Raw genomic sequence first — 25,890 nt, 5'->3', positions numbered from 1 at the left:
TGGGGCTGTATTGCATCGAAAAAAAATCCTTCAACAGTCGAAAAGCTCATGAGTCTGGATGTTCTTTCTTGAAGCGCTGGTTCGCCTCATCCAGATGCTGGATCAGCACATGGGAAATGATATTGACCCCAATGCCACCAAACATGGCAGGCACGAGATACAGTGCCAGTGAAATCTCGGAAACAAATATCGTATCGTCGGCCAGTGAGGGTGACAGTTTTGCAGCAGCTGAGAATACCTTGAGAAAATACACATCCATGCCTGCAATCGCAACCAGGGCAAATCCAAATATCAGGGTAGTTTTTTTTGAGATGGCTTTCTTCAATATGAGGTAGCTGTATATGCCAAAAGGCATGACTATCGAAGCTATCATCATGAGCCAAAACTTCAATTCTGAAAATATCGTGTTTTCCACGCATGCATCCTTAAAACTGATAATAAGCAAACGCTTACCTGCTACGTGGAAATATTATTAACCTAATGCATGCCCGCGCAAGTAACGTATTCTCTCAGTTTCGTAACGAATTGAATTCCGCCTTGAATTGAATCTCTGTTTTCCGATAGTATAGTTTCAACTAGAACTTATTTCTTGAGAGAATGATCAAGATTTGCGGGTGACGCGCTGTTCAGTTTCTTGCGGGATTGCATGCGCATCTGTATGAATCCCCCAGGCCAGACTATCGTTGACATTGCTGTATGTATAGGCAATTATTGAGATGGCCTCACCGTTCCTGCAATATTGCTCCTGCTGCAAACGTCTGTTCTGCGCTATCACTTTTTTCATCAGTACCAGAGCGCGAGAAATTCTCTGCAAGATACACCTGGATACCAATTAATTTGCTATTCGTTTCAGTACCGACAGTGTGAAGGCATGAAGATGACATCAAGAATCGTCAATTGGAAAACGGCTGCTGCCGTGTTGATCCTCACTGCAGTAGCGGCAGGTGGCTGGTGGTATTACCACCGCACAAATGCCAGTTCACCAGCAGATGCAGGCAATGCCCCCTCAGGAAATTCAGGTAAGCGAGGCGGTGGACGTGATGCAGGCAACAGGGTGCAGCCAGTATCCGTGGTGCCTGCGCAAAAGCGCGATATACGTCTCATCGTTACGGCGATAGGCAATATTGCTGCCGCCAATACCGCTGTTGTGCGTACCAAGGCTGACGGCGAACTCAAAGCGATTTATTTCAAGGAAGGCCAGTCTGTGCAGGCCGGGCAGTTGCTGGCGCAGATAGACCCCAAGCCTTTCCAGATTGCCCTGTCACTGGCACAGGGTACCCTGGCGCGTGACCAGGCGCAGTTGAAAAATGCAGAACTGGATTTGCAGCGCTATCGCGAGCTCGTCGAAAAACAGGCTGCCCCCAAGCAGCAAATGGATACGCAAGAGGCGCTGGTGCAGCAACTGCACGGCACCATCCTGTCAGACCAGGCCTCGGTCGATAATGCCAAACTGCAATTGAGTTATACCCGGGTGACTGCCCCCATCTCTGGCCTGGCTGGTTTGAAGCAGGCTGACATCGGCAACATCGTACATAGCTCGGACACCAATGGCCTGGTGTCGATCACGCAAACCCAGCCGGTTGCGATTGTATTTGCCATCCCCGATGTGCGTCTCGACAAATTGCGTAAGCAATTGAGGGACGATGTGCCTTTGCGGGTAGAAGCCTGGGACAGGGAGCAAAAAAATATCCTGGCAGAAGGCAGTGTCGCCAATACCGATAACAGCATAGATTTGACGACAGGCACAATCAAGGTCAAGGCCCTGTTCCCGAACAAGGACAATGGTCTGTTCCCCAACCAGTTTGTGAATGTACGCCTGCAACTCGATACCATGAAAGATGCGCTGGCAGTGCCTGTCGCATCGGTACAGCGCGGCACGGTCGGCAATTTTGTGTATGTCGTCGGTGAAGGCGGTGTAGTTACGCTGAAGCCTGTCACTACACTGGCCACCGATGGTGACTGGGTGGCAGTCAAGGCAGAACTCAGGCCAGGTGATCAGTTGGTGACCGATGGCGCAGACCGTTTGCGCGATGGTGGCAAAGTGGAAGTCATCGCGGCATCAGCCAGACCTGGTGGCGGTGATGAACCACGCGGTGGCGGTGGAAAACGACGCAAGGGAGGCGGCGCTTCTGCTTCTGGGTCTGCGTCGGCACCGGTGCCTGCTTCAGCGCCAGCAGCGGCATCAGCTCCGGCCCCTGCCTCCACAGCAGAAACCAGGAAATAAGGGCGCACAGCTCATTACATCATGGCTACCCTGAACCCCTCACGTCTGTTTATTGAAAGACCGGTCGCAACTTCGCTGATGATGCTGGCGATCTTGCTGGCAGGTTTGCTGGCTTACCGCCTGCTGCCTATCGCGGCCTTGCCGGAAGTTGATTACCCCACCATACAGGTGACCACACTTTACCCCGGTGCCAGCCCGGATGTCATGACCTCGTCGGTCACGGCACCACTGGAACGCCAATTTGGGCAAATGCCCGGCCTGGCACAAATGTCGTCGACCAGTTCTGGTGGTGCATCTGTAATCACCCTGCGCTTCGAATTGAGCCTGTCACTCGACGTAGCCGAGCAAGAAGTGCAGGCCGCCATCAATGCGGGCAGCAATCTCTTGCCCAGTGATTTGCCTATGCCACCGGTATATAGCAAGGTCAATCCTGCTGATGCACCGGTATTGACGATCGCCGTCTCATCGACCACCCTGCCAGTGATACGCATACATGATCTGGTCGAGAGCCGTCTGGCGCAAAAAATCTCGCAGGTACGTGGCGTCGGCCTGGTCAGTATTGCCGGTGGGCGCAGGCCAGCTGTCAGGATACAGGCCAACCCAACGGCGCTGGCTAATCTTGGTCTCTCGCTGGACGATTTGCGCACTGCCATAGGCAGCGCCAATGTCAACCAGGCCAAGGGTAGTTTTGATGGCCCGTTGCGTGCCTCGACGATTGATGCCAATGACCAGATGAAAAGCGCGGCAGAATATGCCAACCTGATCTTCGCCTACAAGAACGGTAATCCGATACGTCTGCGTGATGTTGCCACGATGGTCGATGATGCCGAGAACATGCGACTGGCAGCCTGGGCAGACAAAGCCCCGGCTGTTATTCTCAATGTACAGCGCCAGCCTGGCGCGAATGTGATACAGACAGTAGACCGCGTGAAGGCCCTGCTGCCGAGCTTGCAGGCTGCCATGCCCGGTTCTGTCGATGTACGGGTACTGAGCGACAGGACCACCACCATACGCGCCTCAGTCGATGATGTGGAAATCGAATTGCTGCTAGCCATAGGCCTGGTGGTATTCGTGATCTTTGTTTTCTTGCGCAGTGTGCCAGCCACCATCATCCCCAGTGTTGCCGTACCCCTGTCGCTGATAGGCACCTTTGGCGTCATGTACATGATAGGTTTTTCGCTGAATAACCTGACGCTGATGGCGCTGGTCATATCGACGGGCTTTGTGGTTGATGATGCGATAGTCATGATAGAAAACATCGCCCGTTACGTCGAAGAAGGTGAAACCCCGATGGCAGCAGCGCTAAAGGGATCGCAGCAAATCGGCTTCACCATCATTTCCCTTACCGTTTCCCTGATTGCGGTATTGATACCACTGCTGTTCATGGGCGACGTGGTGGGTCGCCTGTTTCATGAATTTGCGATTACGCTGGCTGTCTCGATATTGATTTCTGCCTTCGTGTCCCTGACACTGACACCGATGATGTGCGCCCGTCTTTTGCATCATGAAAAAGAAGAAGACTTTGGCCCCGTCAAACGTGCCGTGGGCCGCATGTTTGACCAGACCATTGCAGGCTATGGCCGCATGCTGACCTGGGTACTGGACAGACAAAAAACCACCATGCTGGTGTTTGTGACGACACTGGCTCTGACTGGTTTGCTGTATATCTTTGTCCCCAAGGGTTTCTTCCCTGTCCAGGATACCGGTCAGATACAGGCCATTACAGAAGCAGCGCAATCCACTTCGTTTGCTGCCATGGCAGAACACCAGCAAGAACTGGCCAGCGTGATCTTGACTGATCCGGCGGTGGAAAGCGTATCTTCTTTCATCGGCGTGGATGGCGCAAACGCCACCCTGAATGCAGGCCGTATGCTGATCGTGCTGAAGCCTTTGAATGTACGCGTGATCTCTGCTACCCAGATTGCCAGACGCCTGAGTGAGCTGACGCGCAAGGTGCCAGGCATCGCCATCTATATGCAGGCAGTGCAGGACCTGACGATAGAAGACAGGATAGCCAAGACGCAGTACCAGTTCATGTTGAGTTCACCCGATATTGCTGAACTGTCACGCTCGACTACTGCCCTGCTCGAACGCTTGCGCAAGCTGCCACAACTGGCCGATGTCGCCAGTGACCAGCAAGAGCTGGGTCTGCAAGCCTATGTGGATATAGACAGGGATGCTGCAGGCCGCTTTGGCGTCAGTGTCGCAGCGATCGACAACTCGCTGTACAACGCCTTTGGCCAACGCTTGATCTCGACGATTTTCACGCAAAGTAACCAGTACCGCGTGGTGCTGGAAGTGGCACCGCAATACAAAGTGGGCATGGATGCGCTGAATAACCTGTATGTACCGGGTACGAACGGCGTACAGGTGCCGCTGTCTTCCGTCGCCAGAGTGGTGGAAAGGATAGCGCCACTGGCAGTCAACCATGCAGCTCAATTCCCTGCCGCGACTATTTCCTTCAACCTTGCCCAGGGTGCAGCGCTGGGTGACGCGGTCAACGCCATCAAGGCAGAAGAGGTCGCCCTGCATTTACCCGTCAGCGTGGAAACCAGCTTCCAGGGTGCTGCACTGGCTTTCCAGGCATCCCTGTCCAGCACCCTGTTGCTGATACTGGCTGCGATAGTCACCATGTATATCGTGCTGGGTGTTTTGTATGAAAGTTATATACACCCACTGACCATACTTTCGACCTTGCCATCGGCGGGCCTGGGAGCCTTGCTGGCCTTGCTGGTATTCAGGCTGGACCTGGGTATCATCGCCATCATCGGTATTGTGCTGCTGATCGGTATCGTCAAGAAGAACGCCATCATGATGATCGATTTTGCCCTTTATGCCCAGCGTGAAGAAGGCCTGAATCCGCGTGAAGCCATCCACAAGGCTTGCCTGCTGCGCTTCCGCCCCATTTTGATGACCACCATGGCAGCCTTGCTCGGTGCGCTGCCACTGATGCTGGGTTCGGGCGTGGGTAGTGAATTGCGTCACCCTCTGGGCGTGGTCATGGTCGGTGGCCTGATCGTCAGCCAGTTGCTGACGCTGTTCACGACGCCAGTGATTTATCTTGGCTTCACGGCGCTGGCCAGCAGGTTTGCCCGCAAGCCAGATTCAGAAACTGCAACAGAAACTGCGGCGTGAGCAGATGAATCTTTCCCGCCCCTTCATAGAACGCCCGGTCGGCACTGCACTCATTACCCTGGGTGTGGCGCTGGCGGGTATCATCGCGTACTTTTTGCTGCCGATTGCGCCCTTGCCGCAGGTTGAGTTTCCTACCATCTCGGTCAATGCCTCATTGCCGGGTGCCAGCCCGGATACCATGGCAGCCACCGTTGCCACACCGCTGGAACGTGCGCTGGGCAGCATTGCCGGTGTCAATGAAATCACCTCTTCTTCATCATTGGGAAGTTCGCGCATCACCCTGCAGTTCGACATGAGCAGGGATATTGATGGCGCAGCACGGGATGTGCAGGCTGGCATCAATGCGGCGCGCGCCATGCTGCCGTCCGGCATGCCCAGCAACCCGACTTACCGCAAAGTCAACCCTGCCGATGCGCCGGTGATGATTATCGCGTTGACATCCAAGACACTGACACGCGGCCAAATGTATGATGCCGCCTCTACCGTGCTGGCACAGCGCCTGTCCCAGGTCGATGGTATAGGCCAGGTCAGCATAGGTGGTGGTGCATTGCCTGCGGTGCGCATAGAGGTAGATCCCAACAAACTGGCAGCGAATGGTATTTCCCTGGAAAATGTGCGTGCCACCGTAGTCGCCAGCAATGCCAACCGCCCCAAGGGTTCGGTCGAAGACCAGCAGCATTACTGGCAGCTCAGTGCCAATGACCAGTCTTATAAAGCTGAGCAATATGCCCCGCTGATCATCAGCTATGCCAATGGCGCCGCACTGCGCCTGCGCGACGTCGCTGACGTGGTGGATAGCGTACAGGACGTACGCAATTACGGCATGGCGAATGGCACGCCTGCGATCTTGTTGATACTGAACAAGGCACCTGGTGCCAACATCATCAAGACTGTCGATACCATACGCGCGCTGCTACCACAATTGCGCGCCTCCATCGCACCAGCTATTGATGTGAATGTCGTCATGGACAGGACGCCAACCATACGTGCATCCATCACTGAAGTGCAGCGTACACTGGCGATTGCCTTTGGCCTGGTCATCGTGGTGGTGTTCGCGTTCTTGCGCAATTTCCGCGCTGCCCTGTTGCCTGCGGTGGCAGTGCCGGTTTCACTGGCTGGCACTTTTGGTGTTATGTATTTGCTCGGTTACAGTATAGATAATCTCTCGCTCATGGCGATGACCGTGGCTACCGGTTTTGTGGTGGATGATGCGATCGTCGTACTGGAAAATATTTCGCGGCATATAGAACGCGGCAAGACGCCGATGGAGGCCGCCTTGCAGGGTGCGCGCGAAATTGGCTTTACAGTCGTCTCGATCAGTCTGTCATTGATTGCCGCCTTCATCCCCATCCTGGCGATGGGTGGCATAGTCGGGCGTTTGTTCCGTGAGTTTGCGGTAGTGCTGTCGGTATCTATCCTGGTCTCCATGCTGGTATCGCTGACCACCACGCCCATGATGGCAGCGGCCTTGTTGCGGCCCGTGGAAAAAGCCAGGGCACCGGGTAGATTCTCACGCGCACTTTCTCGATTCCAGCGTGGCCTGATGCGCGGTTACCGCCGTAGCCTGCGCTGGACTTTGCGGCATCAACCATTGACCTTGCTGGTACTGGCTGGCGTGATTGCGCTGAATGTATCGCTATACATCACGATCTCCAAAGGATTTTTCCCGCAACAGGATACCGGTTTGATGATGGGTGGCGTACAGGCTGACCAGGCCAGCTCTTTCACGTCCATGCAGGAAAAACTGAATGCCTTCAGCAAGATAGTGCTGGCCGACCCTGCAGTCGCCAATGCGACCGGCTTTACCGGTGGCGGCCAGCGCAATAGCGCGAACATGTTCATCTCGCTCAAACCCAGGACTGAACGTGAAGAGAGTGTAGATCAGGTCATCAACCGCCTGCGCGGCAAGCTCGCCCATCTGCCGGGTGCCAATTTGTTTTTGTCACCGGTACAGGATATACGCATCGGTGGCAGACAAAGTAACGCCTCCTGGCAATATGCCTTGCAGGCCGACGATCTGACTGATCTGCGCACCTGGGAGCCACGCATACGCAAGGCCTTGTCACAACTGCCTGAACTGGCTGACCTGAATAGCGACCAGCAAGACAAGGGCATACAGACTTCACTGGTGATAGACCGCGATGCCGTAGCCAGGCTGGGTTTGACTGTCAGTGCCATCGACAGCACACTCAACGATGCCTTTGGACAGCGCCAGATCGGCGTCATCTATAACCCGCTGAATCAATACCGTGTGGTCATGGAACTGGCACCTGCCTATCTGCAAAGCCCCGAGAGTTTGAAGAGCCTGTATGTCACTACGTCCAAGGGTGTGCGCATACCCCTGGCCAGCGTGGCAAAGGTGGAGACTACCAATACGCCCTTGGCGGTGAATCACCAGAGCGGTTCGCCAGCCAGCACCATCAGCTTCAACCTGGCACCGGATGTCGCCTTGTCACAGGCGGTTGATGCAATCAATGACACTATCGCCAAACTGGGGGTACCGATATCCGTGCATGGCAGTTTCCAGGGTACGGCGCAGGCTTTCCAATCCTCCCTGAGCAGCCAGCCGCTGCTGGTGCTGGCGGCGATAATCACCATCTATCTGGTGCTGGGCATGCTGTATGAAAGCCTGATCCATCCACTGACCATACTCTCAACTCTGCCCTCGGCAGGTATAGGTGCCTTGCTGGCACTGATGTTGTTCAAGACTGATTTTTCCATCATCGCCCTGATCGGTGTGGTGCTGCTGATAGGCATCGTCAAGAAGAACGCCATCATGATGATCGATTTTGCGATTTCTGCGCAGCATGAAGCAAACAATCGTGGCAGCAGCGTGACTGCCGGTGCGGCAATTTACCGCGCCAGCCTGTTGCGCCTGCGCCCTATCCTGATGACTACCCTGGCAGCGATCTTTGGTGCCGTGCCACTGGCACTGGGCACAGGTGATGGTGCTGAATTGCGCCAGCCGCTGGGCATAGCCATCGTCGGTGGCCTTTTGTTGAGCCAGTTGCTGACCCTGTATACCACGCCTGTCGTCTTTGTCTGCATGGACAGATTACGTCGCAAGAAAAAACCAGTAAAAGCAGTCGAAAGCGCAGGCGCTTTGGATATTGCATGAGAGCGATTATGAAAAAAAATATTAACTTGCATTCTGTATCTTTTCCAAACTTATCCACGCTTACTCTGGTGTTGCTGTTATCTGCCTGCGCACAGACAAAAGCGCCACCACCGGCCGCTATTCCACTGACAGCAGAATTCAAGGAAGCCAGTTACTGGAAATCAGCGCAGGCTACACGCGTCGGTACTGAAGCTGCCGTATCAGAGTCCTGGTGGGAAATGTTCAATGACCCCGTACTCAATGATCTGCAACAAAAGCTGTTGCTGGGCAATGAAAACCTGAAGTCAGCCGCCGCCCAGATCGCCAATGCCAAGGCCGTGCTCAAAGCCAGTCAGTCTGCATTGTGGCCTACAGTGTCACTGAATGCGGGCGGCACGCGCAGCGGCAATCCTGGCTCTGGCCAGAATGGCCGCACGACCAGCAATAGCTACTCTTTGGCTGCAAGCACTTCCTGGGAAATTGATTTATGGGGCAAACTATCCAAAGCCAGCGATGTGGCCAACGCTAGCCTGCAAGCCAGCCGTGATGACTATGATGCGGCGCGCCTGTCTGCCCACGCGACACTCGCACAAACCTACTTCGCCATGCGCGTGGCCGAGGCCCAGCAAGCCATATTGCAAAGAACTACCGCCTCAAATCAGCGCAGCCTGGAATTGACTGAGGCCAGGTACAAGGCAGGAGTCGCAGGCCAAAGCGATGTCTTGCAAGCCAAAATACAAGTGACAACCGGGCAAGTGCAATTAAAAGATGCCATAGCACAAAGGGCGCAACTCGAACATGCGATTGCCGTGCTGCTGGGCGTAACACCAGCAGCACTGAATATCAGCGGCACTGCTACGCTGCCAGCAGCACTGAATATCAGCGGCACTGCTACGCTGCCAGCAGCACTGAATATCAGCGGCACTGCTACGCTGCCAGCAGCACCCGTTGTCCCTGTACTGATCCCAGCCACCTTGCTGGAACGCAGGCCAGATATCGCAGCGGCTGAACGCAAACTTGTCGCGGCTTATGCTCAGATAGGCGTCAAGGATGCAGCTTTCTTCCCCGACATCAGCTTGTCGGCCAATGCCGGTTACCGCAGTTCTTCCCTGAGTAAATTAATCGATGCGCCTAACCTGGTCTGGTCTTTGGGCCCTTCAATATTGCTGTCTATTTTTGATGGCGGCGCACGTCAACTGGCCAGTGACCAGGCACGTGCAGCGGCAGATATCGCCGCCTCTGCTTATCGCCAGACGGTACTGACTTCATTGCAGGAAGTGGAAGACAATCTGGTCGTGCTGGAACAGCTGGATGCAGAGTTGCAATTACAGACAGAAGCCTTGCAGGCAGCCCAGCGCAACCTTGAAATCACGCAGGAACAATACAAGGCAGGTACAGTCAGTTACCTGAATGTCGTCACATCACAGAATGCTGCCTTGTCCAGTGAATCCAATTTGCTGTCCATACGCAACCGTCAGCTTGCAGCGACCAATATCTTGCTGAAAAATATAGGTGGGCGCTGGCAAAAAGAATGACACAAGCTCAGTGGCACATGAACTCCAGACTATATACTTTTAAATACTGTCATTGCTGACAGTGATTTGTACGCCCTGTCCACCATAAGCTTCTTTAAAAAGCTGCTCTTGAAGCAGCTTATCTCTTTGATTTACCAGAGAAATTGCTGAAAAAGTTGCGCGTTTAGTAAAATCCGTTAAAATACTTGCAATTACTTTCTTCCAATCATTATTTCTGGATATCTTCCATGCTTTCCCTACGCGCTTTTCTCTTTGTATCACTCACACTCGCGGCACAGGCCAGTAGTGCTCAGGAGTGGATATTTGCCGTTAATGAAGGTGTCACCTATCAAGATGGCAGCCCTATCGCTGAACGCTACAAACCCCTGGTGGATTTGCTTGAGAAAGAACTCAAACATCCTGTCAAGGTACAGGCAGTGGACAGGTACAGTAACTTTGAAGCCGGGCTCGATGCCGAGCGCTATGACCTGGTCTTTATCCATCCTGCACACATAGGCTTGCGTGCTGCCAAGAGCGGCAAATATGTCGGGCTGGCCAGTGCCAAGGACTATACCGACTACCGTGCCCGCGTATTCGTCAAAAAGGATTCTGCGGTAAAAACCATAGCTGACCTGCGCGACAAAAAAATTGGGGTTCCATCGCTGGAATCCATCACGACTGTCATGTTCACCGCCAACCTGACTGAACTGGGCTTTCGTGACCCTGCGTCACGCTTTAGCGCTACCCGTTTCCAGGATGCCGTGCCCTTCATGGTGGAGAATGGCTTTGTCGAAGCAGGCGTGACAGGCTCAGGTGCAGTCGTCAAAGACTGGGTTGCCAAGGGTGGCCGTGTGATCGGTGAAACCAAACCTGTCCCTATCAAGCAATTCCTGGTATCCCGCAAGCTCAGTACCGAACAGCGTGACAAGGTACAGAATCTTTTGCTCAAGCTTAGCGAAACTGAAGCTGGCAAAACTGCACTCAAAGGTATCAACATGAAGGGTTTTGTGCCCTGGGATAATGCAGTCATGACAGAAGCGACCAAACGGCTGAGTCTATAAAATCTCCAGGTAAAAAAAAGGGGCACAGATTTTATCTGTGCCCCTTTTGCATGCTATGGATAAAAACTGTTTTACAGACCCAGCTTGGCCGCCAGACCTATGCGCTGCAGTTTTCCTGTTGCACCCTTGGGTATTTCTTCAAGAAACAAAATCTTGCGCGGTATCTTGAAGTCCGCCAGACGCACGGCGGCAAATTCGCGCAATTCTTTTTCTGTGGCGCTTGTGCCTTCCCGCAGTACCACGGCAGCGCCTACTTCTTCACCCAGCTTTTCGTGGGGGATGCCAAAGGTGACGACTTGCTGTACCGCAGGATGATCCATGAGGATTTCATCAACCTCACGCGGAGAAATTTTCTCACCGCCGCGGCTGATGATTTCCTTCAGGCGGCCAGTGATGCTGAGGTAACCATCCACATCCATGATGCCCTGATCACCGGTACGGAACCAGCCATTGGTGTAAGCCTCTGCATTGGCTTTTGGATTGTTTTCATAGCCTGCCGTCACATTCGGGCCACGGATAACGATTTCACCTGTCATGCCACGTTCCAGAAAGTTACCTTCTGTATCCATGATCGCGACTTCAGGGCCGGCGGCAATGCCGACTGAACCGGGTATGCGCCTCGCGGGTGGAAGCGGGTTACTGGCCATCTGATGCGCTGCCTCGGTCATGCCATAGGCTTCAATCAAGGGCGTCTTGAAAGCAGCTTCAAGCTCGCTGATGACTTGGGGCGGCATCGACGATGATGATGAGCGTATGAAGCGCAAAGGATTCGCCGCAATCACTTCATGATTTTGTGCTGCCCGCGCAACGATGGTCTGGTGCATGGTCGGTACGGCGGTGTACCAGGTAGGCTTGGCCTCAGTCATCCAGCCAAAGAATTTGAGAGCATTAAAACCTGGTGTGCAAAAGATGCTGCTACCAGCAGACAAGGGGGCCAGCAAACCCGCGATCAGACCGTGGATATGAAACAGCGGCATGATATTGAGACCACGGTCAGCCGCAGTCAATTGCAGGTTGTCGCGCACATTGCAGCCAGAGGCACAGATGTTGATGTTCGACAGTGGCACGATCTTGGGACGCGAGGTAGTGCCTGAGGTATGCAATATCAGGCCTATATCTTCAGGCGCAGCAGGGCCAGGAGTAAAGGATGCACTGGCAGGCTGAGGGTTGACCTGGGTCAGTGTGAATGCACCCGCGCCTTCTTCACTGGGTGTCAGTTCCAGTACCTGTATCTTCAGCTTGTCGGCAATGGCCAGAGCAGGTGAAGTACTGCCCTTCTCTACCACCAGCGCTTTTGCCTTGAGGTCAGACAGATAAAATTCAAATTCGTCGGCGCGATAAGCAGGGTTCAGCGGCGCAGCAGTAGCGGCAGTTGCGATGCAGACAAAGGCACTGGCCATTTCAGGGCCATTTGGCAGGACGATGGCAACCCTGTCCTGGCGGCCTATGCCAAAGCTGTTCAAGGCAGCCAGGGTCTTTTGCTGGTTGGCACGCAGACCACGGTAGGTCAGGGGCTTGGCACCAGGTGCCTGCAATGCGATGGCATCGTCAGCGCCGACGGCGAGTAGTTCGACGAGTGTGGAAAATCTTTGCATGATTGCTTTCTAAGATAAAAAGTAAATCTTTTGATGCAGTACAGTTCAGTCGCTTACTTCTTCTGCTTATTTCTTTTGCTTACTGGCTACTGCTTATTAACTATTGAATACGCAGTTTGCCATTTTGTTCCTGCACTGTACGTGCCAGCAGCGCAGTCAATGCATACACTGCTTCTATATTTGGCGTAGGCGTTTCAGTGATCTTGCCCATTTCTATGACGGTACCCACCAGCGCCTCAAGTTCTATGGGGCGGCCAGCTTCAATATCCTGCAACATGGAAGTTTTGTGTTTACCGACAGCGGCGGCACCGGCGATACGCTTGTCTATGCTGACCTTGAAATTCACGCCCAGCTTTTCGCCTATCGCCTGGCCTTCACGCATCATGCGCGCGACCAGTTCACGTACAGGTGCAAATTCGCAGATATCTACCAGTGTCGCATGCGTCAATGCACTGATAGGGTTGAAGCTCAGGTTACCCCAGAGCTTGAGCCAGATTTCTGAACGGATGTCGGACGAGATCGGGGCCTTGAAACCAGCTACACGCAAAGCATCCGCAAGCTCACGTATGCGTGGCGTATCGCTGCCATCAATTTCACCGAGTGAAAAACGGTTGCCTTCTATGTGCTCGATGACGCCAGGGGCAATGATTTCGCAAGCGGGGTAAATGATGCAGCCTATGACTTTGTCGATGTCTATGTGGGCAGTTACCACACCACCCGGGTCCACTGCTTCTACCCTGCGCCCTTCGTAGTCACCGCCATGTTTTTGGAAATACCACCAGGGCACACCGTTCTGCGCCGTCACGACGATGGATTCTGGCCCCAGCAAGGCAGGTATGTCGGCAGCCACTGCCGCAACCTGATGCGCCTTCATGCCAAGGATGACAACATCCTGTACGGGCAAATCAGCAATACGGTCAGTAGCGAAGATGTTTGCCACATGCTCGCTACCATCATCCATGATCAGTTTCATGCCATTTTCACGCACGGCCAGTAAATTGGCCCCGCGTATCACGACGCTGACTTCATGCCCAGCCTGCGCAAGTTTTACTGCCAGGTAGCCGCCAATTGCACCTGCACCCACTACCGTTATCTTCATATATTTTTATCCTCAAGACTGTCAAAACTATTGCGCAAACTGCCTATGCCATCTATCACAATTTCTACCACCTGGCCGCTACGCATGGGGCCTGCGCCTGTCGAAGTACCGCAGGCAATGACATCGCCCGCAAACAATGTCATCTCGCGTGAAATCATGCTGACGATCTGTGCCGGGCTAAAGATCATATCGCGGCAGGGATAATTTTGCCGCTCCTTGCCGTTTAACAATGTCTTGACCGTCAACGTTTGTGCGTCCAGCCCGGTAGCGATCACAGGCCCGAACACGCCAAAGCTGTCGCAGCTCTTGGCTCTGCACCATTGAGCAAAGCTGGCATCACGTTGCAATAATTCCAATGCTGTCACATCGTTGACACAGGTGTAGCCGAAAATACTTGCAGCAGCCTCGTCTTCGCTGACATTGCTACAGGTCTTTCCTATGACGATGCCCAGCTCGCCCTCGTACAGGATTTTGCCTTCATAAGCAGGTGGGCGTTTGACGATGCCATCGTGCGGCAGGTAGGAATTGGAAGTCTTGATGAAGTACAAAGGTTCGGCAGGAATGGCCTGACCCAGTTTGTCTGCCAGCTCGTGGTAATTATTCCACAGACCTATCATTTTTGAAGCCTGGCTGGGCGTGAGCAGGCGCACTTCACTCAGTGCCAGCGTCTGGCCAGTGGGTATGGGATTCGCAAATAAATCTCCTTCGCAGACGGTGATGATGCCAGCTTCAAGGCTACCAAAGCCAGAATGATTTTCATGCTCAAAGCGTAACCAATGTGTCATATCGATAAGGTAGGGAGCGGATTTAAATTCTTAACAAATAAGCATATACTAAAGGTATTTTTGTTAAATAGCTTTAAATGCCTTATGATAGTCTAGTCGAATCGGCTAGCAAATTCGACAAAATTTTTTGCGTATGATTCTGTATCTCCAGTGTGACCCAGCATTGCTTCCATTTACCTCTCAGATTTTGATTAAAGGACAGGCGCATGACTCCGGAAATATCCCTCAAGCCAGAACTACCTCTGGTAGCAACCGCCTCGCAGTATCGCTGGCTACAATTATTGCTAGGCATCATCTGCATGGCGATGATCGCCAATCTTCAATATGGCTGGACCTTGTTTGTTGATCCCCTCGATCAAAAATACCATTGGGGTCGCAAAGCCATACAGGTTGCATTTTTCATCTTTGTGCTGACAGAAACCTGGCTGGTGCCGGTAGAGGGTTACCTGGTTGATAAATTCGGCCCGCGCCCTGTCGTGATGGTCGGTGGTTTGCTTATCGGCGTGGCATGGATCATGAACTCCTATGCTGACTCACTGACGGTACTGTATCTCGCTGCAGCAATCGGCGGTATTGGCGCCGGTGCGGTATATGGCACCTGTGTCGGCAATGCGCTCAAATGGTTCCCTGACCGCCGCGGGCTGGCAGCAGGCCTGACCGCCGCCGGATTTGGCATGGGGTCGGCGCTGACCATCATCCCTATTTCAGCCATGATCAAAAACAGTGGCTATGAATCAGCCTTCCTGTATTTTGGCCTGGGCCAGGGCCTGGTGGTATTCCTGCTGTCCTTCTTGCTGAGTACGCCTAAGGCTGCCCCGACTACCGCAGCACCAGCAGCACGCGTCAGCCAGACCAAGGAAGATTTCACATGGAAACAAATGATCAAGACACCGGTGTTCTGGGTCATGTATTTGATGTTCGTCATGATGGCTGCTGGCGGCCTGGTTGCGACAGCTCAACTTGCTCCTATTGCCAAGGATTTCAAAATTGCAGAAATTCCGGTATCGCTGATTGGCTTCACCTTGCCTGCCCTGACCTTTGCCCTGTCACTGGACCGTATTTTCAACGGCGTCACCCGCCCTTTCTTTGGCTGGGTATCCGATAATATCGGTCGTGAAAACACCATGTTTATCGCCTTTTCCATGGAAGCGGTAGGCATACTGGCGCTGAGCATTTTTGGTAAAGACCCCGTCCTCTTCGTCTTGCTGACTGGCCTGGTATTTTTTGGCTGGGGTGAAATCTACAGTCTCTTCCCTTCCACTTGCGGTGACACCTTTGGCAGTAAATTTGCCGCAACCAATGCCGGCTTGCTATATACCGCAAAAGGTACGGCATCCCTGCTGGTGCCACTGTCTGTATATGTAGTAGAAGCCTATAAAGGCTGGCACGAAGTGTTCTACATCGCCGCAGGTTTGAATGCCCTGGCCGCCATCATGGCGCTGGCCGTACTCAAGCCCATGCGTGCCCGCATGCGTAATTTGCAGTGAACCTGCACCATTACTGAAAAAACGCAGCAAAGTTTTCTTTGCTGCGTTTTTTAATCTGAAAGACACTATCATCCTGCCTAATTCCCACGCTGCATCTCTGCGAGTACTGCATGTTGTATGCCTTCTATGGTTTTATCTTTTTGCATCTTCTGTAAAACCTCAGTCAAGGCAGGCACCAGCGCTGCATGTTTCTTGTTAAGGTAATGAAATACCGGAAAAGTCGCCAGAGGAGGCGTGAGCACGGTGATATCTGTCTGCTTCATCTCATCCAGCACAGCCTGGCCAGAGATGCGGTTGGATACGACAATATCAGAGCGCCCCAACAGCATCTTCTGAAATGCCTGGCGCACTGTGGGAGCTGATTCCAGCTTCATCCCTGTCGTGTTTTGCTCAATGATCTTGATGCCTTTGACAAAGCCTATCGTATAGGGCCGCAAACTCTCCCAGCCATTGACGACAAAATTGGTACCATTGGTAAAAATAACAATTTCATACGTCAATAAAGGAACTGGAACAATGACCAGGTTGGGATAATCCCTGTCCATGCCCAGCTTGCGGTACAGCTCGGCATCCATTTCACCATTATTGGCACTGCGCAAAGAACGTTCACCTGGGAGATAGTGGATATTCATGCTCATGCCCAGCTTGCGGTAGGCAATCTCCATGATTCTTTCTGCTATCTTTGTGGCCGGGTCTTTTTCTATCAGTGTAGAAATTTGCAGTAGCTTGCTGTCCTGAGACAGGGCAAGGCCTGGCAATAAACCTGACAGACAGGCAAGTTGTAATAAAGTTCTACGCTGCATGGCCAACTCCCCCAACGACAAACAAATTCTATGGCTTGAGCATAAAGCTAATTGAGAACGAAGAATATATCTGGCACTTGCGATTTATCATTGAGAAACAGAAAATGACAAATGTTTGCAAACAAGATTCAATATTGTTTCAAGCCATTTACATCAATTACCACGAGTTCCTGGAAATCGGCAGAATGAAATTCAGTCCAGCCTGAACACTTGCTGATTTCCACTGGAATTGTCCAGCGTTGCAGAATAATTCCCAACTCTTGTGACACCCGTTTAGCACGCAATTCCGCATATCTTGATGTGCAGGCAGCAGGCGTGATTCACCTGACTTTGCCAGGCATTATTCAACGTTGGTACAAGTAACTGAAGTCCATTACAGGAAATCCCAAAAAATTTGTTCAGCCAGTTGAAACACCGTTTTCCTCTCTGCATTTCATTCAGTTTCAAGGTGTGACAATCCTCAGGACTCTCCGTTGCGAAACTGTTTCAGCCACTCTGCCAGTTGGCGGTCTGATGTCAAAAAACGACCATATTTACCACACCCTGCAAATTCTTCTTGCCTTGCGTACGCACCGTATCCATAATTAATAAAAAATGAACGATCATTCATTATGGAGACAACGATGCAAAAAAATGCAACTACCAAGGGCTCTTTCCGTCACGGTCACCCCCTTTATCTCGCAATTCTCGCCGTGCTCGGCACCCCGCATTCAGGGGCGTTGGCGCAAGACCCGCGTCCACGTCCCGCGGCTTCTACTGAGCCTGTTGACACCGTTGTCGTTACAGCGCAGCGCCGCCGTGAGCCCGCGCGTGAAGTTCCCCTCTCGGCCGACGTCGTCCGTGGTGAAGACCTTGAGCGTTCTGGTTATCAATCGCTGGGGGACCTGGCTGCTTTGCTGCCAGGCGTGAACTACAACGAGGCTGGCAGCGGCTCGGGGCAAAGTCAGGTAACAATGCGCGGTATTTCTACAGGCGCCCAAGTCGGCGCGACTGTCAGCATGTATATAGACGATGTTCCTTTCGGTTCCAGTTCCGGTTATGCGGGGGGCGGTTCCAGCGCACTCGACCTTGGTTTGTTCGACCTTTCTGCAGCAGAGGTATTGCGCGGCCCACAAGGTACTTTGTATGGTGCCGGTGCCATGGGTGGTCTGATCAAATATGTCGCCGCCGAGCCTGATCCTGCTGAACGCCTGGCCAATATCACGACAGAATTGTCAGGCAGCAGGAATGGCAAGTTGAGCCATGTAGCGCGCGCAGTATTGAATTTGCCGCTGCAAGATGGCAAGGCAGCGCTGCGCGCCACGCTGTATCAGCGTGAAGAGGGCGGCTTGGTACGCGATAGTAACCACGGCAACCGTATCGTCGATGGTGCAAAGATTGATGGTGCGCGGGTGGCCTTGCTGCTGACGCCAACAAAGAATCTGTCGCTGCGGCTGACCGCGCTGTCCCAAAAACAGCAGCGCGACGGTTCATCGACGGAAGATGTCAGCCTGACCAGCGGTGAGCCCATAGATGGCCGCGCAACGAAGCGCCTGTTCTTGAGCGAGCCGGTCAAAATAAACAATGAACTGGTGTCGCTGGCCATCAAGGCGGACCTGAACTGGGCAAGTCTGGATGCGATCAGCGGCTGGCAGCGTTCCCGCAATGATGGGCGGGCTGATCCTTCCGCACTGTATCTGCCGTATCTGGCACCATTGGGAATCAATGCGGCTGGCTATGGGCTGGACTACAGCTTTTCGACTCGAAAATTCACGCAGGAATTGCGGCTGACCTCGCCGCGCAGCCGGTCGCTGGAATGGCTGGTGGGTGCTTTCTATACGAAAGAAGAGGGTTACAAGTCACAGTATTTGCAAGCCTATAACCAGCAGTTGCAAGCTGTTCCACCGCTATTGGCGGATGCGCGGTTTCCTTCCAGCTTCCGCGAGCTTGCTGCCTTTGGTACTGCCACTTATTTTATCAATGAGCGTACCGACATGACGCTGGGTGTGCGCCGCAGCCGTAATAGCCAGCAGTTGGAGCAGCGCTTTGATGGCTTGTTCGCACCTGCCCCGCAACCGGCAGCCGATTCGACCGAAGACGTGACGACGTGGATGGCGACTGCACGCTGGCGTCCTGCCGCAGGGCAGGCGCTGTATCTTCGGGCAGCCAGTGGCTATCGTCCTGGCGGCCCACTGCCTGTCGTGCGCAATCCTATCAATGGCGAGCCACTCAACCAGTCTTCCTACGCTTCTGACTCTTTGTGGAGTTATGAGGCTGGCTGGAAAGGCGATCTGTTGCCGGGCAAGGTGTCGGCAGAACTTGCGCTGTACCAGATCAACTGGAAGGACATGCAGGTGTTTACCGCCTATGCCGGTTTTTCTGGTATTGGCAATGCCGGGCGGGCGCGCTCGCGTGGCATTGAGGCTACCCTGCGTGCCCGGCCAATACCGGGGGTCAGGATAGCCGCAGCACTCAGCCTGATCAATGCCGAGCTGCGCGAGGATAACCCCAGCCTCGGTGGCAAGGCCGGAGAACGTCTGCCTGACACGGCCAGGGTGGCAGGGGCGTTGCAGGTGGAGCGCGATTTTTCTATTGATGGCAAACATGGCTATCTGGGCGCCTCTTTACGCTATACGGGCGAGCGCTGGAATAGCTTCCAGCAGTCACGCTCCATGCTGCCGTACCGCTTGCCGGCCTATACGGTGCTGGATTTGCGTGGTGGCCTGGAGTTTGGCCATAGCAATCTTGGTTTCTTCTTGCGCAATGTACTCGACCAGCGTGGCCAGACGTCCGCTGACACCAGTCTGAGCACGCTGGGTGCGCCTGCCCGCGTCAACCTGGTGCCCCCACGTACGCTGGGTGTGCAACTGTCTTATGCCTTCTATTGAGCGGAGTACCCCTATGTTGATCTCTACTTTCACAGAGCAGGTTGCCTTGCGGCAGCCATTGTCGATTGCTGGCCGCACGCTGGCTGGCCAGCAGGTGTTGCGGGTCTCGGCACGTTATAGCGGATGGGCTGCAGAAGCCGAAGCAGCCGGAGTGTTTTATCGCGGTGAATCCGGAGCGACCATGCAACAGCAAATACTGGCCAGCCTGCCAGACATGCCATCCGACCTGGCTGGCATGTGGCAAAGTGTGCAGCAGATGCCGGTGGGCGGCGCCCGCAATGCGCTGGACTGGATACTCTGGCAACTTGAGGCTGGGCTGCGCGGTGTGCCGGTATACCGGCTGGCACATCAGCCCGCACCAAGGGCCAGGGTCACCATGGTCACCCTGGGTGCTGACACCCCTGCGGCAATGGCTGCAATGGCAATAAGCTATCCGGCTGCCCGTGCCTTGAAGCTCAAGCTCGACGGCAGCAGCGACGATGCGGTACGGGTAGCCGCTGTGCGCAAGGCGCGGCCGGATGTCAGCCTGTCGGTGGATGCTAACGAAGGCTGGACGATGGCCCACCTCGACGGCATCATGGGCAAGCTGCTCGAACATCGTGTAGAACTCATCGAGCAGCCTTTGCCGGCAAAACAGGATGCAGTGCTGGATCACTACCGTTCGCCCATCCCCTTGGCGGCAGATGAATCGCTACAGACACAAGATGAACTCGAGCAGGTCGCGCAGCGCTATCAGGTCGTCAATATCAAGCTGGATAAATGTGGTGGGCTGACTGCAGCGCTGCCGCTGGCGTCAGCGGCAAGGCGGCTGGGCATGCGTGTCATGGTCGGTTGCATGGGAGGGCGCTCAATGGCGCTATTGCCAGCCTTCATTGTTGCGCAAGAGGCCGATCTGGTTGACCTCGATGCGCCCTTGCTGATGGCCACCGATAACCAGCCCTCAGCCCGCTACCTTGATGGCTGTATTGATTTTGATGCCAGGGCGTATACCCCGGCCGCCTCAGCAACATCAGCAACATCAGCCGCACCGGCGCTGTTGGCTACTTACCCGCAGGCTCAGCATGCAAACGCGTAATCAACATTTGCGCCGCCGCGATTTTTGCCTCGATGACCAGCGGTACACCAATCAGCATCTGGGCCTGGGCAGAAATGAGGATAGACAACAGGCTCTCGGCGATGGCATTCACCTCGTCGCGCTGGCACAGGCCGGCCTGATTCCCCAGGCGCAGCACCACCTCGTACAGGGCGGCACGCAATTGTTCAAAATTCCTGATCACCACGGCCTGCACTTCCGGGCTGCGACGGGCAATCGCGGCCACTTCCAGCGAGGTACGCGCTGCCTGCCCCGCCGTGTCGGGAATCTCCTGCTGCCGCAGGATGGCAATGACAAAGGCCAGCAGGTCTGCGGTGCTATTGCAGGCGGCCAGCGGTGCGCTAAGCACATCCGCTGATTCTATCAGTGCAACCAGGATCGCCTCTTTGGATCGGAAATGGACATACAGCGAACCTACCGACAAACCGGCTTCCTTGCTGACGTCGCTTACCGATGCTTCATACAGTCCCTTGCGTTCGAAAACCGCGCGTGCGGCGGTTAGGATTTGCTGGCGTACAGCGGCCATATGGCTGGGATCACGCTTAGGCATAAGTAAAAAAAAATGATTGTTTATTTATTTTATAATGAAAGAGACCAACATGACCAATAATGAAACACAAAAACTCGAAGCCGTGATGTCCAGCTTTGCCACCAATGCCAGCCCTGGCGTGGTTGTCAGCGTGCAGCGCAACGGCATGACGCTACTTCGGCGCGGCTATGGTCTGGCCAGTCTGGATTCAGGACTGGTAAACACCCCCACTACCAAAATGCGGATAGGATCCACTACCAAACATTTCTGCTGCGCGCTGGCGCTGATGTTGCGCGATGAAGGCAAGCTGTCCATAGATGAACCAGTTGCCCGCTGGTTGCCAGAACTGCCGTCATCGCAGGGTAGCCGCACCATACGGCAGTTGATGACCCATACAGGCGGTATGCGCGACTATCTGGATTTGTCGCTGTTGTCGAATGGCCTGACGGTGGTGCCAGCCGAGGCTGCCTTTGATTATCAGTGCCGCCAGCAGGAGGAAAACTTCGAGCCAAACGCGCAATTCATCTACAACAACGGCGGCTATCGCTTGTTGTCCATGGTGATAGAGCGCGTACTTGACATGCCACTGGCACAGGCCATGCATGACTATCTGTTCCAGCCGCTGTCCATGTATGACACCAGCCTGTGGGCCACGGACCTCGATCCCTTGTCCGGCAGCGCCACGACGCATCTTGCCCATCCCGCTGGCAACTTCACGAAAAGTCAGTTCCCCTCCGTCATCCTGGGAGAGGGCGGCATCGCTTCAACCCTTGATGACATGCAGCGCTGGCTGCATCATCTGGTTTCACCGAGCCTGTGGTCGCGTGCCGTGTCCGACGAAATGTTGATGCCAACCCGCTTGTCGAATGGTTACGTCAACCCTTACGGTTATGGCTTGATACAGGAAAGCTGGCGCGGCATTCCGGTGCTGCACCATGCCGGTGGCGTGGTTGGGGGCTCTTGCCAGATGCTGGCTGCGCCGGAACACGGCATCGGGGTCATCGTGATGACCAACCGCAGTGACCTCGGCGCGCCCGATATTGCGCAAAAATTGCTATTTAGCTTGCTGGAAGATGAATTGACGGCCGATGCCGTGCCCGCTGATCCGCAACTGGTGGAAAGCCTGGGGGGTGACTATTACTGTGCCAGTAGCGGCCGCTACTTTGCCATAGAAAGACGCGATGACAGCCTGTTTCTGATCAACTTTGGCATGCCGCTGCCGCTACTGCAGGCTGAGCACAACAAGCTGCGCGTCAACCTCTTGTCTATCCTCGTGCTGGAGATCGAGGCAATCCTGGATGCCAGCGGCAGTGTCACCGGCATCAAGGTCATGGAACAGGGGACGACCCATCTTTGCGAACGCGTCGCCGCGCCGGTCACGGCTGCCAGCACCATCACCCCTTTTTCCGGCAACTGGCGCTGTGACGAAATGGGGGCTGATATTGTGGTGGAAAAGGTGGTAGAAAATGCCGCCAAAGACAGTGAGCAAGGCTTGCTGCGCATCGCCGGGCTGTATGGCCGCAATGTGTTTAACCTGCAGCCTTTGCGCGAAGATGTTTGTCTGTTGATCAGCCGTGATCCACACCTGCCCATGTTTGGCACGCTGCGACTGGGGAAAGGTGCAGCAGGCCAGCGCGAACTGGTGCTGGACACTTCGCGCACCCGCCAGTTGCGTCTGCAGGAGTGCCCTGTACATGGCTGACACGTCCTTGCCAACACGTTCGCTGACAGCCGCCTTTGGCGCAGGGACATTTGGTTCTACGCTGAGTTCTGGCGTTGTACCTCTCATGTTCCTGTTTTATCTGACGGAATTCGCCCATGTGCCGCCTGCACTGGCAGGCGTGCTGCTGGCCATCCCCAAAGTAAGTGACGTGCTACTCGATCCGTGGATAGGGCGGCGCACAGATGGCTGGGCACAGCGGGCGGGTAGCCGTGGCGCACTGCTGGCTGCCTCGGCGCTACTCTTGCCGCTCTTGTTGACACTGCTGTTCATCCCGCTCGATGGTCTGGCATTGTCATTGCGGGCCTTCCTGATCGGCGTGCTACTGGTGGCGCAATCATTGCTGCTGACGGTTTTTTCGGTGGCGCATACCGCATTGGCCGGAGACATCACCGACACCATGGCCGGTCGCAGCACACTGATGGCAGCACGGGCGTTGGGCCAGACTCTTGCTGGCCTGCTGGTCTCCATACTCGCCCCGCAACTGGTGGCAGCCATGGGGGCTGGCAGCACCGGCTACCTGGGCATGGCGACCATACTTGCCTGTGCTGCCCTACTGGCACTGGGACTGTGCTGGCTGGCGGTGCGCCGCATTCCCCTGCGTACCGGAATGGAAATAAAAGCTGCCGTGCCATTACGTGTCGCTTTGATGCATACACTGCGTAACCGTAGCTTCTATTGCGTTGTGCTGATCCTGGTTATGCTGGGTGCCAGTTCAACTGCCCTGTTCGCGGCATTACCTTATGCCAACCAGCACCTGCTAAAGGCTGGTCCGGAGAACCTGTCAGCGCTGCTTACTCCAATTTTTGTATCGCTGCTGATCGGCGTATCGGTCGCTCCGGTGCTGGCACGCCGATTTCGTCCCAACACCGTCCTGACAGTGGCACTATTGCTGGCTTTCGTAGGGAGTATATGGTTTGCCGCCGGGCCGCGTGAAAATGGCACGATGATAGCTGGCGGCTTGTTGTTCGGTCTGTCTTGCGGTGTGCTGACGGTGCTGATTTCAACACTGGCCATCGAAGCGGCGACCAATTCTTCCAGCCAGGGTGAAAGTCTTGGACTGTATCTGGGCATCCTGTTTTCTGCTGAAAAACTGGGCCAGTCCTTGGGTGGTATCGCGGTGGGTTTTGGCCTTGAATGGGTGGGGTCGCTGCAAGGCACACCGGCACCTGCTGCACTGCAAAGGCTGGCCAGCTTATTTGTCGGGGTGCCTGCCGCGGCACTGCTGGCTGCGCTATTGGCATTGCTGGCATTGATGCTGGCCGTGCGCAAGGGTACTCAATCAAACAAGGAATACCAAGCATGAACATCTTTACATCTGCCCTTTTCACGGAAACCAATACCTTTTCCGCTTTTCCCACCACGCTACAGTCCTTTGAGGAACTGGGCATCGTACGCGGCCCGGTCGCCGACGATGCGCTTGGTTCCGTCGGCCCCGTGCTGCAGCAATGGCGTCGGCTGGCAAACGAGAACGGCGACACTGTGCATGAAGGACTTTACGCCATAGCACAGCCTGCCGGTATTGTAGAAGCAGAAGCGTATCAGAAATTACGTAGCGACATCCTGGCTGCACTCGAACTTGCCATGCCTGTCGGCATGGTGCTGCTGTTACTGCACGGTGCCATGGTGGCCGACGGCGTCGACGATTGTGAAGGTGACCTGATCGCGGCAGTACGTGCCCGCACCGGCCCTGATTGCATTATCGGCGTTGAACTTGATCCCCATTGTCACATGAGTCCTGCCATGATCAATGAAGCCGATGTCATTATTCTGATGCGCGAATATCCGCATATTGACTATAGAGAGCGTGCAGTCGAACTTTTCGAGCTATGCCGGGCAGCAGCAACCGGTGCGACAAGCCCGGTCATGGAAGTCGTTGACTGTGCCATGGTCGGTTTTTATCCCACCACGGCGCAGCCTATGCGCAGCCTGGTTGACGCCCTGGCTGAGGCCGAACGTCAACCAGGCATACTGTCCGCAAGTTATGTCCACGGATTTCCCTGGGGCGATGTGCCGGATGCCGGCACCAAGGTGCTCGTGGTGGCAGATCGCGACCGCATTGCTGCTGCATACGCTGCGCAGGAACTGGCACGAGCCTTATACCGGGCTCGCCATGAACTGTTGCCACACCTGGAAAGCGCTGCGCAAGTGCTTGATCCCTCACCTGCCGGTCCGTTCCCGGTAATTCTGGCTGATGCCGGAGACAACCCGGGCGGTGGTGCACCCTGCGACCATACCGGCCTGCTCGCCGAATTATTGCACCGGCCAACACTACGCTGTGCTTTTGGCATGTTATGGGACCCGGCTGCAGTTGATGCCTGCCACCAGGCAGGCGTAGGCGCTGTCATTGAGCTGGCCATAGGTGGCAAGGTCAGCCCTGCCTCTGGCACGCCGCTGCAGCTCAAGCTGACCGTGCTCGGCCTCAGCTTGCAGCATAGCCAGCAAATCGGCACCCTGACCGACCCGCTAGGGCGGGCCGCCTGGGTGCGCTGCGGTGCGGTGGATATCGTGCTCATCAGTCGGCGGCAACAAACACTGTCGCCCACAGCCTTCACTGGCCTGGGTGTGCCATTGCACGAAGCCAGCGTGATTGCCGTCAAATCCAGCCACCACTACTACACTGAGTTTTCGAGATTATCCACCAACTGTCATGTGATAGAGACAGGAGCAGCCTTATCCATGGACTTCGCCCATTTACCTTACCGGCGACGTGGCAAAACATACTTTCCGGCACTTGCCAATCCTGCCCCAGAATTGACTTGAATGCTAGCATGGCCTGCATGATTGGCGCTAGCCTTTCCCAGGTTGCTTAAAATTGCAGTCCATGGGTGCCGCTACTCTGAATTAAGAAAAGGGCAGACACAGTAACAGCTACTATTAC

The 25,890-nt window shown here is 54.6% G+C and carries 17 protein-coding genes; 11 read left to right on the top strand and 6 right to left on the bottom strand.

Annotation, left to right across the window (positions count from 1 at the left end):
• Positions 1–46: 46 nt before the first annotated feature.
• Entirely contained in the window at positions 47–415 is a 369-nt protein-coding gene (locus tag UNDYM_RS03680; RefSeq protein ID WP_174244919.1) for a hypothetical protein, read from the bottom strand.
• Positions 416–877: 462 nt separating this feature from the next.
• On the opposite strand from UNDYM_RS03680, the gene UNDYM_RS03675 reads away from it, so the two are divergent.
• The 5 genes from UNDYM_RS03675 to UNDYM_RS03655 all read left to right on the top strand — a co-directional run bounded on the left by UNDYM_RS03675 (position 878) and on the right by UNDYM_RS03655 (position 11,031).
• Positions 878–2,224, top strand: coding sequence for an MdtA/MuxA family multidrug efflux RND transporter periplasmic adaptor subunit (locus tag UNDYM_RS03675; protein WP_162039829.1), 1,347 nt, complete (start codon positions 878–880; stop codon positions 2,222–2,224).
• 30 nt (positions 2,225–2,254) lie between these two features.
• Positions 2,255–5,359: an MdtB/MuxB family multidrug efflux RND transporter permease subunit gene (locus UNDYM_RS03670; protein WP_304941430.1), complete on the top strand. Its 3,105-nt coding sequence runs from the start codon at positions 2,255–2,257 to the stop codon at positions 5,357–5,359.
• A 4-nt stretch (positions 5,360–5,363) separates the two neighbouring features.
• A complete protein-coding gene (locus UNDYM_RS03665; protein ID WP_162039827.1) occupies positions 5,364–8,477 on the top strand; it encodes a multidrug efflux RND transporter permease subunit in 3,114 nt (1,037 codons plus the stop codon).
• 8 nt (positions 8,478–8,485) lie between these two features.
• Positions 8,486–9,991: an efflux transporter outer membrane subunit gene (locus UNDYM_RS03660; RefSeq protein WP_162039826.1), complete on the top strand. Its 1,506-nt coding sequence runs from the start codon at positions 8,486–8,488 to the stop codon at positions 9,989–9,991.
• Between the two features lie 227 nt (positions 9,992–10,218).
• The gene (locus UNDYM_RS03655; protein WP_162039825.1) at positions 10,219–11,031 is read left to right on the top strand and encodes a phosphate/phosphite/phosphonate ABC transporter substrate-binding protein; all 813 of its coding nucleotides are present in this window, start codon (positions 10,219–10,221) and stop codon (positions 11,029–11,031) included.
• Between the two features lie 71 nt (positions 11,032–11,102).
• Here the strand turns inward: UNDYM_RS03655 and UNDYM_RS03650 are convergent, their stop codons facing one another.
• The 3 genes from UNDYM_RS03650 to UNDYM_RS03640 form a co-directional block, all read right to left on the bottom strand.
• Positions 11,103–12,626, bottom strand: coding sequence for an acyl--CoA ligase (locus tag UNDYM_RS03650; RefSeq protein ID WP_162039824.1), 1,524 nt, complete (start codon positions 12,624–12,626; stop codon positions 11,103–11,105).
• A 100-nt stretch (positions 12,627–12,726) separates the two neighbouring features.
• Positions 12,727–13,725 (bottom strand): 2-dehydropantoate 2-reductase, encoded by a 999-nt coding sequence (locus UNDYM_RS03645; protein ID WP_162039823.1) that lies wholly within the window; start codon positions 13,723–13,725, stop codon positions 12,727–12,729.
• Positions 13,722–14,510, bottom strand: coding sequence for a fumarylacetoacetate hydrolase family protein (locus UNDYM_RS03640; RefSeq protein WP_162039822.1), 789 nt, complete (start codon positions 14,508–14,510; stop codon positions 13,722–13,724). Before UNDYM_RS03640 ends, UNDYM_RS03645 begins: the two co-directional genes overlap by 4 nt.
• 206 nt (positions 14,511–14,716) lie before the next feature.
• On the opposite strand from UNDYM_RS03640, the gene oxlT reads away from it, so the two are divergent.
• A complete protein-coding gene (gene oxlT, locus UNDYM_RS03635; protein ID WP_162039821.1) occupies positions 14,717–15,997 on the top strand; it encodes an oxalate/formate MFS antiporter in 1,281 nt (426 codons plus the stop codon).
• 77 nt (positions 15,998–16,074) lie between these two features.
• On the opposite strand, the gene UNDYM_RS03630 is transcribed toward oxlT, so the two are convergent.
• Positions 16,075–16,800 (bottom strand): ABC transporter substrate-binding protein, encoded by a 726-nt coding sequence (locus tag UNDYM_RS03630; protein ID WP_162039820.1) that lies wholly within the window; start codon positions 16,798–16,800, stop codon positions 16,075–16,077.
• A gap of 623 nt (positions 16,801–17,423) precedes the next feature.
• Here UNDYM_RS03630 and UNDYM_RS03625 point away from each other — a divergent pair.
• Positions 17,424–19,667: a TonB-dependent receptor gene (locus tag UNDYM_RS03625; protein WP_162039819.1), complete on the top strand. Its 2,244-nt coding sequence runs from the start codon at positions 17,424–17,426 to the stop codon at positions 19,665–19,667.
• Between the two features lie 13 nt (positions 19,668–19,680).
• Entirely contained in the window at positions 19,681–20,742 is a 1,062-nt protein-coding gene (locus UNDYM_RS03620) for an enolase C-terminal domain-like protein (RefSeq protein ID WP_162039818.1), read from the top strand.
• Here the strand turns inward: UNDYM_RS03620 and UNDYM_RS03615 are convergent.
• Positions 20,708–21,310 (bottom strand): TetR/AcrR family transcriptional regulator, encoded by a 603-nt coding sequence (locus UNDYM_RS03615; protein WP_162039817.1) that lies wholly within the window; start codon positions 21,308–21,310, stop codon positions 20,708–20,710. The two genes, UNDYM_RS03620 and UNDYM_RS03615, sit on opposite strands and share 35 nt — an antisense overlap.
• 49 nt (positions 21,311–21,359) lie before the next feature.
• Between UNDYM_RS03615 and UNDYM_RS03610 the strand changes: the two genes are divergently transcribed.
• From UNDYM_RS03610 to UNDYM_RS03600, 3 genes are read left to right on the top strand one after another with little or no spacing between them, the layout of a single operon-like run.
• Positions 21,360–22,991 (top strand): serine hydrolase, encoded by a 1,632-nt coding sequence (locus tag UNDYM_RS03610; RefSeq protein ID WP_162039816.1) that lies wholly within the window; start codon positions 21,360–21,362, stop codon positions 22,989–22,991.
• Positions 22,984–24,315, top strand: coding sequence for an MFS transporter (locus tag UNDYM_RS03605; protein WP_162039815.1), 1,332 nt, complete (start codon positions 22,984–22,986; stop codon positions 24,313–24,315). Before UNDYM_RS03610 ends, UNDYM_RS03605 begins: the two co-directional genes overlap by 8 nt.
• Positions 24,312–25,772 carry a M81 family metallopeptidase gene (locus tag UNDYM_RS03600; RefSeq protein WP_162039814.1) on the top strand — a complete coding sequence of 487 codons (1,461 nt, stop codon included), beginning with the start codon at positions 24,312–24,314 and terminating at the stop codon, positions 25,770–25,772. The genes UNDYM_RS03605 and UNDYM_RS03600 overlap by 4 nt, the downstream gene beginning before the upstream one ends.
• Positions 25,773–25,890 lie beyond the last annotated feature (118 nt).

Source organism: Undibacterium sp. YM2 (assembly GCF_009937975.1).
Taxonomy (GTDB): Bacteria; Pseudomonadota; Gammaproteobacteria; order Burkholderiales; family Burkholderiaceae_D; genus Undibacterium.
Note: the sequence above shows the minus strand (reverse complement) of the source record. Positions and strands in the feature narration are given on the sequence as shown.